Annotated in this window: 10 protein-coding genes; 1 reads left to right on the top strand and 9 read right to left on the bottom strand. The window is 64.0% G+C overall.

Annotated elements, in window-relative coordinates:
* Positions 1–3: 3 nt before the first annotated feature.
* From V6U71_RS18895 to V6U71_RS18915, 5 genes are all read right to left on the bottom strand, one after another.
* Complete coding sequence (locus V6U71_RS18895) at positions 4–3,006, bottom strand: TonB-dependent receptor plug domain-containing protein (RefSeq protein WP_411339881.1); 3,003 nt, start codon at positions 3,004–3,006, stop codon at positions 4–6.
* Positions 3,007–3,248: 242 nt separating this feature from the next.
* Positions 3,249–3,845, bottom strand: a complete 597-nt coding sequence (locus V6U71_RS18900) for an aspartyl/asparaginyl beta-hydroxylase domain-containing protein (protein WP_411339882.1) — start codon at positions 3,843–3,845, stop codon at positions 3,249–3,251.
* Positions 3,846–3,869: 24 nt separating this feature from the next.
* Positions 3,870–4,493, bottom strand: coding sequence for a sulfotransferase family 2 domain-containing protein (locus tag V6U71_RS18905; protein ID WP_411339883.1), 624 nt, complete (start codon positions 4,491–4,493; stop codon positions 3,870–3,872).
* A gap of 3 nt (positions 4,494–4,496) precedes the next feature.
* The gene (locus tag V6U71_RS18910; protein WP_411339884.1) at positions 4,497–5,450 is read right to left on the bottom strand and encodes an aspartyl/asparaginyl beta-hydroxylase domain-containing protein; all 954 of its coding nucleotides are present in this window, start codon (positions 5,448–5,450) and stop codon (positions 4,497–4,499) included.
* 4 nt (positions 5,451–5,454) lie between these two features.
* Entirely contained in the window at positions 5,455–5,697 is a 243-nt protein-coding gene (locus V6U71_RS18915) for a hypothetical protein (RefSeq protein WP_411339885.1), read from the bottom strand.
* A 134-nt stretch (positions 5,698–5,831) separates the two neighbouring features.
* Here V6U71_RS18915 and V6U71_RS18920 point away from each other — a divergent pair, with 134 nt between their 5' ends.
* Positions 5,832–6,554, top strand: coding sequence for a 2OG-Fe(II) oxygenase (locus V6U71_RS18920; protein ID WP_411339886.1), 723 nt, complete (start codon positions 5,832–5,834; stop codon positions 6,552–6,554).
* Here the strand turns inward: V6U71_RS18920 and V6U71_RS18925 are convergent.
* From V6U71_RS18925 to V6U71_RS18940, 4 genes are all read right to left on the bottom strand, one after another.
* Positions 6,551–8,539 carry a tetratricopeptide repeat-containing sulfotransferase family protein gene (locus tag V6U71_RS18925; RefSeq protein WP_411339887.1) on the bottom strand — a complete coding sequence of 663 codons (1,989 nt, stop codon included), beginning with the start codon at positions 8,537–8,539 and terminating at the stop codon, positions 6,551–6,553. The two genes, V6U71_RS18920 and V6U71_RS18925, sit on opposite strands and share 4 nt — an antisense overlap.
* 68 nt (positions 8,540–8,607) lie before the next feature.
* Positions 8,608–11,679, bottom strand: coding sequence for a TonB-dependent receptor domain-containing protein (locus V6U71_RS18930; RefSeq protein ID WP_411339888.1), 3,072 nt, complete (start codon positions 11,677–11,679; stop codon positions 8,608–8,610).
* 286 nt (positions 11,680–11,965) lie between these two features.
* Positions 11,966–12,892 (bottom strand): M23 family metallopeptidase, encoded by a 927-nt coding sequence (locus V6U71_RS18935; protein WP_411339889.1) that lies wholly within the window; start codon positions 12,890–12,892, stop codon positions 11,966–11,968.
* Positions 12,889–13,101 carry a DUF2093 domain-containing protein gene (locus V6U71_RS18940; RefSeq protein WP_054589418.1) on the bottom strand — a complete coding sequence of 71 codons (213 nt, stop codon included), beginning with the start codon at positions 13,099–13,101 and terminating at the stop codon, positions 12,889–12,891. The genes V6U71_RS18935 and V6U71_RS18940 overlap by 4 nt, the downstream gene beginning before the upstream one ends.
* Between the last annotated feature and the right edge of the window lie 62 nt (positions 13,102–13,163).

The raw sequence follows: 13,163 nt of genomic DNA on the forward strand, positions 1-13,163 counted from the left end.
GGATCAGAACACCTTGGCCTTGATCCCGACGTAGAACGACCGGCCGACCGCGCTGATCGGATAGCCGACCGCGCCGTCGTCGGGCTTGCGGTCGAAGAGGTTGTTCACGCCGCCGTAGAACTGGAACTTGTCCGCGACATCATACGCCATATACAGTTCATGCTCCCACTTCTGGCGGTACCAGATATATTGCGAGGGCGCATAATCGGGGTTCGCCGCCTGCTCTTCGCGGGTGACGCGGCGGGTCTTGTCCCACCAGTCGATGCCATAGTTGAGCGTGAACGGGCCCTTGTGCCAGGTCAGGTCGAAGCTGGCGCTGAACTTGGGCGCCGGATAGACCGAACTGTCGCGCTCGTTTTCGGGATCCGCACCGAGCGACGGTACGAAGCTCAGCTTGTCGAGATAATTGCCGACGAGCCGCAGGTCGAGATTGCCCGCCTTGTCGCCGAGGTCGATCCGGTAGCGAATGTTCGCGTCGAGGCCCGCGGTGCGGAACGAAGCGACATTCTGGGGAATGACCTTGTAATTGTTGACGAAGCCGGTCGTGCCGCTGCGGCTGATCAGCGCGCAATAGTCGTTGTCGAGCGACGGCTGATCGTAGCAGAGGTCGACGATATCCTGCGCGGTCGAGTACTGGATCGCCTTGGTCAGCTTGATATCGTACCAGTCGAAGCTCATCGTCAGGCCGGGCAGGAAGCTCGGGTTGAGCACCACGCCGGCCGTCCAGGTCTTCGCCTTTTCGGCGCTGAGGTCGGGGTTGCCGCCCTGCTGACCCAGCAAGCTGCTGTTCCCCGGCGACGCACCATTGTTCGCCGGGTCGAACAGCGGGTCGCCGTCGCCATCGACGGCATCGATGTCGATACCCAGCGCACCCAGCGCCGCACGGCAATTGGCCGCGCGCGGTGCCTTGCCTTCGGCGATCCGGTCGGGACCGCACGGATCGTCGATAAACTCGAACGACCCGTTGAGCGGCGAGAACAGCTCGGTGATGTTCGGCGCGCGCACCGATTTCGAATAGGTGCCGCGGAAGGCGATGTCGCGCACCGGCGCATAGGTGCCGTTGACGTTCCACGTCGTCGTCGTGCCGACCGTCGAATAGTCGGAGACGCGAATTGCGCCGCCGATCGACAGGTCCTTCGCAAACGCCATGTCGGCGAGGATCGGCAGGCGGATTTCGCCATAGACCTCCTTGACGTCGAAGCTGCCGCGTTCGACCTGGGCCGCGCTATTGTCGATCAGGTCGCCGCCCTGGCTATATTCGGACGGCCGCGAATAGCTCGTTTCCTTGCGATATTCGGCGCCGAGAGCAAAGCCGACCGGACCGCCCGGCAGCTCGAAAAAGGCGCCCGTGTCGCCCGACAGCGCGAAGCTGGCGACATATTGGCGCAGCCGCGAATAGTCCGAATGGTCGGCGAGGACGAAGGCCAGCGCCTCCTTCGACGGCGACCCGTTGCCGAGAATGTTGAGCGGCACGCACTCGCCCGGCCGGAACGTCTTCGGCGGACCGTTGAACACGACCGGATTGCCGAAGCTCGACCCGAAGATGTCGGTTTCGCCGGGCAGGTTGATGCGGCAGGTGATGTTGCCGTCGGCGTCGTACACCGAATCGAGCGCCGCATAATAGCGGTCGGCGATCCGGTCGCCATAGTTGGTCGACCGCTGCGTCGCCTGACCGAACACGAACGACGCGTCATAGTTGAGGTGCGGCGTCAGCTCGCCCGTCGCGCTGATCACGCCGCGCCACAGTTCGCGGTCGAGTTCGTAACGGCGCTGGCCGAAATCGAAATTGTCACGGCTGAACAGCGCGCCCTCCGACGCCAGATCCTCGCCGAAACGCTCGATCAGGAACGCGTTGTCGGGTGCAAGCTCGGTATAAAGGTCATAGGTCGGCTGCGATTCGGTCCACGCCTTCGACTTCACATATTTGACCTCGGCGTGCAGCTTGAACGCCGGATCGAACTCGTAACTCGCCATCGCGTTGGCGATGTGGCGCCGCGTATAGGGCGTGTAATCGCCATAATAGGTCTCGCGCGGCGTGCTGTCGCCGCCGATGGTGAAGGCGGTGCCGGGGACATAGTTGCCGAGGTCATAGGGTTTGCCCTCGCCGGTGAATTCGGGAACGCCGTCGCCGGTGAAATCGATCGCACCGCCCATCGAGCTGTCGGCCCAGCGCAGGCCGGTCAGCAGGATGCGGTCGGGCACATTCGGATCGTCATCGGCCGAATTGGGATCGCCATCGTTCGGATTGCGCACGAGCGCATAGGACGGGCCGGTGCGTCCGTAGTTCAGGCGCTGTTTCTGGCTGAAACGATCGGTTTCATTGAATTCATAGGCGACCGTGACGTTGCCGCGGCCGTCGGCGAAATTCTTGCCCGCCGTCGCCGCGATATAGCGCTCGCCAGCGTCGCCGCGCTGCGAAATGCTGTTCTGGGCGCGCAGGCTCAGGCCCTCGAAATCCTTCTTGAGGATGAAGTTCACGACGCCCGAAACGCCGTCGGCGCCATAGATCGCCGACACCCCACCGGTCAGCACGTCGACGCGCTCGACGAGATCGGTCGGGATCGTGTTGATATCGACCGCGGCCGTCCCGGGATAGCCCGCGACATGGCGCTTGCCGTCGACGAGGACGAGCGTCCGGCTGGTGCCGAGGTTGCGCAGGTTGAGCAGATTGACGCCGACCGATTGCGCATTCAGCAGGTTCGAACCGCCGGTGTTGATGTTGCGCTGCGAACCGAGCAGGGCGGGATTGTCCGACAGGAATTCGGTCAGGTTGGTCTGCCCCGACTGCTGGATCGTCGTCGAATCAACGGTGACCACCGGATTGGGATTGCTGAAATCGGGGCGCGCGATACGCGTCCCGGTGACGACGATGGCATCGCCTTCTTCGGCGGCTGTTTCATCGGCGGGCGCATCCTGCGCGATAGCCGGAACCGCGATGAGCGCAATGCCCATAGCCAGCGGGGCGGCGCCAAGGCGAAGGCGCCGCGCATCGATCAGTTTTTTCACGTTTGAAGTTCCTTGCTCGTGGATCATAGCGGCATGCGCCGTGGGGGTGTTGGTACGCCACGAGCACACCCCCATGCAGGGGTGCTTGGCAACCGCCGCTTCAGGAGTAAAGAAAATCTCCAATCATTTCTGTCGTTTCCTTCGCCACTGTGACGAAGATGCAACAGACCGGCGCCGCAGGGCGACGCGAGGCGATCTTCAGTTTCGGCTCATCCCCGGTCAAGCACGCTTCGCCGGAAGCGTCAGGCGCTGACCACCTCACCGATCCATGCGGGGTCCGCCTGATCGGCATCATAATATTCGAAGATCAGGTGGATGCGCGAGTCGGTCCCGCGATTGACCACCGCATGCATGTCCATATTGTTCACCTCGGCCGCCTCGCCTTCGGCGATATGGTGCGTCTCGCCGCCGAGGCGGAACAGCACCTGATCGTTGGTCTGGATCGGCACATGGATCTTGTGCGGCCATTTCGCGGCCGGGTTGGCATCGCGGTGCGGCTGGATGATGCCGCCGGCCGGCATGCGCGCGAGCATGACGCGCGGGAAGATGCCGTTGGCATAGCCATAATCGGCGGTCGCGGCGCGCAGCACCGGCATGATCGTCGGCTCCCAGGCTTCCCAGATCGGCCGCGCGAAGGAGGCGCGCCAGTCGCGCACGTCCGACACGAAGCGGAAGACGATGTGCGCGGTCGCGTCGAGCGCCTCGAAACGGTTCGGCTTGTCGGCATTTTCCGCCTGCCATATATCTTCGGGAATCGCGAGCACCGCGGCCTTCAGCGCCGCGATATCGACTGCGCCGAGCCGGCGGATGCTCTTGGTCTTGCGAGGGTTCGGGTACATGGCGCGCGCCTCAAATTTTGCCGGTCAATACTCATAACCGAAGAGGTCGAGGTCGCGGGCATAGATTTTCGCGACGCCGTCTATCAGTTCCTGATTATAATAGTCGCGATAGGCGCCGCGCTGCGAGCGGTTGGCATGATCGAGCGGCGTCGACGCGATGCCGATGCGCGCGCAGATCGCATCATAGGATTGCTGCATCTCCTCCACCTTACCCAGCATATCGGCGAGCAGCGTTCCGTCGCGGTCGGTCAGGAACAGATGTTGCGGGCGAAAGATGATGTGCTGATGCGGCGGCGCGACAAACAGGAAATGGCGCATCACGCGTTGCGGGTCGCGCGCGAACGTCCCTTCGCGACTGGTTGCAAAAGCGCAATAGGAGACGAAGCGGTCGAACGGATTGCGGACGAAAGCGAATTTCAGATAGTTCGAGAACATCTCCTCGCCGAGGAAGGGGCGCACTTCGGCAAGGCTGATATGCCCGTGGCCGAGCCGCGCGAGTTCAGGGATCGGGAACTTCTTTTCGACGAACAGGCGGGCCTGCTCGATATCGTCGGGTCCCATATGCTCGCGCAGGCCATGCCGCACCGAATGCGTTCCAGTTTTCGGAATCGCGGCGAAAATGAAGCGATGCTTGTACGAAACGATCATCGGTCAGGCTGCAGCAGCGACCGGCGATGCCGCGTCGGGTGCGGCGACCATGAACACCAGTTCGGCAAGCGCGCGGTCGAAGGGGACATTATTGGGCAGGAGCATACGCTGCGCCTCGAGCCGCTGGAGGTCGCGCTGGACGTCGCCGATCAGCCGGCGATAGGCCGGAAGCCCCGCCGCCGCGGTACCATATTGCGCCCATAGCGCACCCCAGGCGTTGGCGAACTGCTCGAGCCGCGCCGCGATCGCGCCGCGCGCGTCGGTATCGGCGCATTGCGCGAGCAGAAAATCGATATGGCAGCGCACTTCCCACACCGACATCACCGCGGGCAGGTTGACCTGTTCATAGGCAAGCGGCACCGGCGCGACCGATCCCGGCGCGATCCGCTGGACCGGCTGCGCATCGCGGCCCATATTTTTGGCTTCGGCAATCAGGCCCCACAGTTTTTCGCCGCCGACGGTATCGAGCACCAGATGGACGCGCTTCTGGTCGCCGTCGTTGCGGACATTGTGCAGGCAGAAGCTGTCGAACAGCCAGCATTCGCCCGGCGCCATATGGACGGTCTCGCGATCGCAGCTGAAGGCAACGCCGGGGTTGGTGATCACCGGGATGTGGATGCGGATATGGGTGCGCCAGTAATAGCCGACGTCGACATGCTCGGGCACCACCGCCCCCGGCGCCAGCCCCATCAGCCGGCTGCGACCCCACACCGCGCCGAGATCGGCAAGGATTTCGGTGATATAGGGGCATTGGCGCAGCGCTTCGGTCGGCGCCATCGGGCCGCTGAACCCGTTCGACACCTGTCCCGCCGGCGTGATCAGCGGCACCGCATCGTTTCCGGGCAGGCGGCCGGGGTGCGGCAACCACGCGGCCGCAGGCAAGGCCGCAACCTCGGCGGCGAGCGTTTCAGCACAATATTGCCGCGCCAGCTTGACCAGCGGCATCCCCAGCTTCATCGGGTCACTCGCGCCGGATCTCGATCTGCGGGCGATCGATCAGTTCGCGCGCATTGCGCTTCTGCTCCTCCTCAATTGCTTCCCATTGTCCCGCAGTCTTGCAGATCTGGCTATAAAAACGCGTACCCGTCCGCTGGGTGCGCTTGCAGACCATCTTGTCCTTGGCATCGACGGCCGCTTTGTCGGTCGAAGGGCTGGCGAACGCCGGGGTTACGGGAAGCAGCAAGGAGGCCGCGGCGAGGCTCAACAGATGAAATCCGCGCATGACAGTCCAACTCCAAAGCAATATCGCTATGCAAGGAATATATTCGCTTGCCCCCGTCACTGTCAATTCGACCCCGCCGGCGACCGGGCGGTGAAACCCTTGGGAACCAAAGGATCATGGCCTTGGATTTTCGGCTTTCGGACCGGATCGACCACGATGCGCTGCGGCGGCAGTTCCTGCGCAACGGGCGCGTGGAGATCGAGGGCTTGCTGGCGGAGGGCCAGGCCGAAACCCTGCGGCATCACCTGCTCGCCCGCACCGACTGGAAGCTTGTCATGAACGCCGGCGACAAGGTCTATGAGATGACCCGCGACGCCTATGCGGCGATGGATCCCGCCCAGCGCAGCCAACTCGACCGGCATATCGTGAACGCCGGCCGCGAGGGTTTCCAATATCGGTACGAGGCCATTCGCGTTCCCGATGCCGGCCGCACCGCCGATCCGTCCGACCTGCTGACCGGCTTTGTCGCCTTTCTCTCCTCGCCCGCCGTGCTGGCCATGCTCGGCGCCATTCTGGGCTGCGAGGATGCCGCCTTCGCCGACGGTCAGGCGACGAGCTATGGCGCAGGACACTTCCTGACCCGCCACGACGACGATGTGGCGGGCAAGCACCGCCGCGCCGCCTATGTCTATTCATTGGCGCCGGCATGGCGCGCCGAATGGGGCGGCCTGCTGATGTTCCACGGCGACGACGGCAATATCGAGGAAGCCTTTGCCCCCCGCATGGACGCGCTACGGCTCTTCTCGGTGCCGCAGCAGCATAGCGTCAGCTACGTCACCCCGTTCGCGCCCGAACCACGCCTGTCGATCACCGGCTGGCTGCGCGCGCGCGACGGCTAGTCGAGGCTGTAACCGTAACGCTCGACCCACGGCGCGAGAATCGGCAGGATTTCGCGCATCTGGGGTTCGTAGCGCTTCCAGCGCCCGCTCGCCGACGAATAGATCGGTTCGGTAACCTGCGCATAGCTGGGGGTGCGGATGAAGCCGCGCTCGACCGCCGTTTTCTGGTGGTCGAGGACGCCCTCTTCCCAGTCGAGCCCGAGAAAATCGAAAAGCGGCCGCGTCGCCGCCGCGACATCGGCGATCATCGCTTCATAGCGCAGCATATGAACGTCGATCGGGAACAGCGCCCGGCAGTTTTCCCAATAATGGAAAATGCTGTCGTAGGTGCGGCTGGCGTTGGCGAGATCGAGAAAGCTCGCCATCGCCTCGGTCGGCTTGAAATTCTGGATATAGCAGCTCAGCACGACGTCGCACGGATGCCGCATCGCGAGAATGAACTTCGCGTCGGGAAACAGGCGATGGATGAGCGGGACGCGGATCATCGACAGCGGGTTTTTATCGATGACGAGCCCGCCGGCCGGGGACGGCGCGCGCTTGTCGAGCTCGGCGAAATAGCGGCCCCGCAGGTCGGCGACGGCAGCCGCATCGAGCGTGCGGATGTGGTCGAGGTCGCCCAGCGATTGCGCCAGTTCCTCGATGATCGGCAGCTCTTCGAGCACATGGGTGCGGCTGTGTCCCATCAGGATCGTGTCGAGCAAGGTGGTGCCCGAACGCGGGAAACCCACCAGGAAAGCCGGCGAAGCGCGGTCGGCAGCGGGCGGCACCTCGGCCCATCCCGCAAACCACGCCTGCGTCGTCTGGCGATCGGCGGCGGCAATGGCGCGCTGATAGGCGCTGCGATCGACGCCGACACCCATCGGGCTTTGCGCCTGCGCCCGGTTCATTTCCTCATAGAAATAGAGCGCGTCCTCCGCCCGGCCGAGCCTGTCGGCGAGCTGCCCCGCGAATTGCATTCGGATCGTCGAGTTGACGCTCGACCCATGCAGGTCGCGGATCAGCGCGAGCGCCGTTTCGCGGTCGCCGTCGCGCGACAGCATCAGCGCGCGGAGATAATCGATATCGTCGCCGGTTACCCCCGCCACGGTGGCATCGGCCAGTACGGCACGTAGCTCGTCGAGCCGATTGGCCTTTTCGAGCAGAATGCCCAGGTTGAGATAGGCGGGAGCGAAGCGCCGATCGGCCTTGATCGCAAAGCGCAGCGCCCGCTCGGCCTGGTCGTTATTCGACAGGTCGAGAAAGGCGATGGCGATCGCCAGGAAGATTCTGGGATTCGACGGATCGAGACGTGCCGCCGCGCCGAGCGCGCGCAGCGCCGGTTCGGCATGATCGATACTCGTCAGCGCCCGCCCGAGTTCGATCAGCGGCGCCGCCTCCTGCGGCGCCAGCAGCGCCGCCTTTTCGAGCATCCGGCAGGCATCTTCATAGCGGTCCATCGAAATCAGGACGCGGGCGATATTGGTGTGGACGAGCGAGGATTTCGGATCGATCTGCCGCGCTTCCTGAAAGGCCTGCAGCGCGCCTTCCAGATCGCCGGCCTCGTGCCGCGCATTGCCAAGGTTGTTCCAGGCGGTGAAATTCTTCGGATCGTCCGAAACCAGCTTTTCATAGGCCCAGCCGGCTTCGGTCGCGCGCCCCTGCGCTTTCAGTATCTGCGCCTGCATCGCCTGCAATTCGGCCGATCCTGCGACATCGCCTTCGGCGCACACACGTGCAGCCTCGTCCGCCTCGCCCAGATCGAGCAGGGCCCGTGCGAGGTTGATCCGGGTATCGCTGGTGTCGGCGCCATTGGCGAGCGCTCGGCGGAGATAATCCACCCCCTGCCGCAACGCGCCGGTCTGGCACGAAACGACGCCAAGCAGCTGGAGCACGGTCGGGTTCGCAGGCTGCGCGCGGAGCGCCGCCTCGCCCTCGGCTTTCGCGGTCGCAAGGTCGCCCTTGGCATAGGCCGCATAAGCGGCGCGTAATTTGTCGGTCACGGTCATCGACGCTGTCTATAAAAAAAGAGGGCGGGACACCAGTCCCGCCCTCTCCTTTGGTTCGTTGCCGAAGCTTAGAACTTCAGGCGTGCCGACACATAGGCGCGGCGACCGATGACGTCGTACAGCGACGGATCGGTGCCCGACTGCACGTTCGGTGCATAGGTCGGCGGCTGCTTGTCGAACGCATTGTTGACGCCGATGCGGAAGGTCATCGCATCGACTTCGGCCTGAAGCGCGAAGTCGAAGTAGAAGACGCTGCCCGGACCCGTGAACTCTTCGCCGACATACTGAACCGCAGCGCGGTTCTTCATACCGTCGGTGAAGCGAACGCGGGTGTCGAAGCTCAGCTCACGCGTGATGTTGAGCTTGGTGTTGAGCGTCGCCCTCCAGCGCGGGAAGCTCGTTCCCAGGCCGGCGCCGAAGTAGGATGCGGTGCCCGCATAATCCGTCTTCAGCCCACCCAGACCGACATTCTTGAAGTCGATCAGGTAGTTGACCATCAGGTTCATGTTGAGCGCGCTGTCTTCGTTGATGAACGGCGTCGGCAGGCGATAGCCCAGCTGAACGTCGACACCCGAGGTCTTGACCGACCCGGCGTTGACGAACTGGAAGTAACCGCTGGCGTCACCGCCGAGCTCTGCCGGCAGGTAGATACCGGTCATGTTGTTGTTCGAACGGCCGATTGCGGCGCAATACGGGCTGTCCTCATCAAGACCCGGATTGATGTCGTTGTAACCATAGCAGGATGCGATGATTTCGTTGACGTCCGGATTGAGGATCGTGTCCTTGATCTTGATGTTGTAATAGTCGATCGACCCCGTGAAGCCGCCGGCCTGGAACACCGCACCGACAGTGAAGGTGTCCGATTTTTCCGGCTTCAGGTTCGGGTTGCCCGTCGTCGTGATGAACGCCTGGGCACCGGGAGTCGCAACGAACGTATCGGCGGTTCCGTCACCCACGCCAGTCGCAACGCAAAGCGCGCGAGCTTCCGCACCGCCGTTTGCACGGAAGTTGCTGTTCGACGAACAGGGGTCGAAAATCTGCGGGAAGCTGCCGCCGCCCGAGAAGAGTTCGCCGAAGTTCGGTGCGCGGACCGAGTGCTGGTAGCTGGCACGCAGGCGAACCTGATCGATCGGGCTCCAGGTGATCGTGCCACCATAGGTCCAGTCGTTCGACGGCGCGCCATCGACACCGTTCTGGATGTCGTTGAAGTCGCTCTTCGAATGACGTGCGGTCAGCGACAGTTCCAGCGTATCCATGATCGGCGCACGAAGTTCGCCGAAGAAGTCGAGGAACTCGTTGGTGCCGAGGTCGGGCGTGCTGGTGTTGAAACCGGCGATCGGACCGAAGAGGGCACCCGGGTCGAACGCATATTTGAACTTGCGCTGTTCGACACCCAACACGACACCCAGCGGACCGCCCGGCAGGTCGGCGAGTTCACCCGAGACATAAGCCTGGGCAACCTTCTGCGTGAACTTGGTCTGCGTCACGCCCGTTTCCGAAACGAAATCGACGCATGCCTGCGACAGAGGCTGGATGCCGAACGGATTGAAACCGCCTGCGCAGAGGCTGTCGCCGCCATCGGCGGCTTCGAGCAGCTGCTGCACCTTCTGGACGTTGACGTTGCCCGTCGCGCGCTGGTCGATCGTGGTTTCGCCCCAGCTGTAATAGGCTTCATAGCGCCAGCCGGGAGCGAACTCGCCGCGCAGGCCGACGAGGCCCTGGATGACTTCGTTCTCGAGCTGCTGTTCGCGCAGACCGGTACCGAGGAAACGGTAACCGATACGAACGCCTTCATCGGCGCCCGAGCCCGCGAGGTTCGGGTCGTTACCCGTGCGCGAGTTGAGCAGCAAGCGCAGGTCGTCCGAAATGAACGGGTTGGTGACCGGAACCACGAAGCCGGTGATGCGGCCCGGCGTCGGGTCAGTACCGGGAGGTACATTTCCGGGGGCCCCCGGCCCGCTGTCATGAAAAAGGTTTACCAGCGGCGAACGCGCGTTCAGGACCGAGGCCGAGCTGTTGGTGTTGACGATGCCGGTGCTGACCGGGGTCGGCGCCAGTGCCGTCGCCGAGTTATAGTTGGTGTAGCCACCCTGCACGAACACTTCGAACGCCGGGTTGATCTCGTACTTCGCGGTCAGGAACGCCGATTTGCGTTCCAGCGGCAGGACGAGGATGTTCACGATGTCGAAGTTGTAGCTGTAGAAATCGGGGTAGAAGTTGAGGTTCGGATTGGCGGGCGAGGAGAGGTCGTACCGGAAGTTCGACACATCGACCGGGCTGTTGAACGTCCCGACGCCGAACAGCGAACCGTCCGAGTTGAACGCCAGCTGGTTGGTCCGCGGGACCTGACCCGGCGCAACGCCATAGCTCGCGAACAGCGCATCGACCGCGGCCTGGTCATAGGGGTTGGTCGCGCTGTTGGTGAGCGAACCGGTCGGGAACGAGCTCGTCGTCGAGGTCGCCTGCGACGCGAACGGACGCTGCGCCTTGATCAGGCCCTGGCGCTTCGAATATTCGGCCGAGAAGGCGATGTTGCCGCGGCCGTCGGCGAAGTTGCCGCCGATGATGCCGCTGATCTGATATTCGCGCGCGTCGGTCTTCGGAAGCGAGTTCGAATAGGTCGCACGAAGGTCGATGCCTTCGAAATTGTCCTTGAGGATCAGGTTGACGACACCCGCGACGGCGTCGGCGCCGTAAGCCGCGCCGGCACCGCCGGTCACGATTTCGATGCGCTCGATCAGGCCCTGCGGGATCGTGTTAAGATCGACCGTCTGGTCCGAAGCCGACACCATCGGGCGGCGGCCATTGATCAGGACGAGGTTACGGTTCGAGCCGAGACCGCGCAGGTTGATGTTCGACTGACCGCCGTTGCCGGGGTTGTTCGACGTCGTGGTGCCGGCCGGATTGACCTGCGGCAGCGTGTTGAGGAAGGTGTCGAGCGTGACGTCGGCGTTTTCGACCGTCGCTTCGCCGGTGACAACCGCAACCGGGCTGTTCGATTCGAGGTTCGGACGCGCGATGCGCGAACCGGTGACGACGATCGTCGCTTCGCCTTCGTCGGCGGGCGCGTCCTGCGCCTGGACGGGAGCCGAAACCATCGCGACGCCCAAGACGAGGGGCGCGGCGCTCAGTTTCAGCATGGAAAGTTGGGTTTTCTTCACAGTGCAGTCCCTTGCTACTGGTGGCTAAGATACCCGGGCCCCAGCGCGAAGGCACAAACCCCCGAACAGACACCCCGATAGCGTGCGGGATGGAGGGTCATTCATCTTGAGTAAAGGAAATTCCCGGCGCGTTCGGCGGTTTCGGAAGTGATTGTGACGTATTTGCAACAACCCGGAGAAACGACGAAACACAATGCGGTAGCCGCACCTGTTTCGCGACATTTTGTTTCATTGGTTACGAAATCGCTTCGGCCTCGCCGGCCGCTCAGCTGCCCATCGGGCCCGCAAGTTTTCCGGGATCGAGCCGCGCGTCGCGCCATTTGAGGCCCCAGTGCATGTGCGGCCCGGTGGCGCGTCCCGTCCGGCCGACCGTCCCCAGCCGCTGCCCCTGGACCACCCGATCGCCGACCTTCACGTCGAGCTGCTGGCAATGGAGAAAGGCGCTGTTGAGGCCCATGCCATGGTCGACGATCAGCAGGTTGCCCTCGAGCGTGAATGGTGCCGCCGCCGCGAGCACGACGACCCCATCGGCGGGCGCCACGAAGGGGGTTCCCGCCGGCACCGCAACGTCGGTGCCGCCGTGATAGCTGCCGGGCTTGCCCTGATAGACGCGCTGCGACCCGAAAAAGCCCGACAGGCGTCCGGTCACCGGCCAGCGGAATTGCTGCCGCCAGCCGTCCGATACATGATCTGTTCGCCGCGCCTCGGCGATCTGGGCGAGTTCGGCGGGACGGCGGCGCTCGAACTCGGCGTCGCTCGCCGCGCTGCCGCGATAGGGCGCGTTAATATGCTCGATCCGCCAGCTCCCCGCCGCGACCGCGAGATAGCGTTCGACGGCGCGTCCGTCGGCGCGCGTGGCAACGAGGTGCTGGCCGGTTTCGGCATCGCGGTCGAAAGCGATCAGGAAACTGCCGTCGGCGGCGACCGGCACCGCCTTGCCGTCCAGCGTCAGCGTGCGCGTAGCGTCCGGTACCTGCCCGATCAGCACGCCGCCCTGTTCGGGCACGCCGCGAAACGTGAAATCGCCGCGCACCGGCGCGCTCGGTCGCGGCACCGGTGCCGGTGTCGGCGCCGGGCTTGCGACGGGCGGCGGCGTCGGGGCGGGTGTGTCGGCGGGCGGGACGCAGCTTGCCGTCAGGATCAATAGCGGCAGCGCGGCAGCGGTGCGGAACCGGTCCTTCGTGCCCCTCATGCGCCGCGCGTATCGTCCAGCGCGGCCTGCACCGAGATCGCCGCCGTGGCATAGGGTTCCTGCCGCGCGACCGACCAGTAACGCAGCTCGTCGAGCCCGATCGCCACCCCGGTCACTGCGCACAGGACATGGTCGCCCGGCGACAGGACACGAAAGCCGTTGGGTCCGTAATGGAGGTTGGCGAGGCGGTTGCGGCTGGCGATCAACATGGTTTTGGTCCATTCGGTGTCGGGTCTTTGCCCGACTATAGCCATATCTGGCGGCGCAGCCA

It is taken from the genome of Sphingopyxis sp. J-6, from assembly GCF_046603995.1.
GTDB lineage: Bacteria > Pseudomonadota > Alphaproteobacteria > Sphingomonadales > Sphingomonadaceae > Sphingopyxis.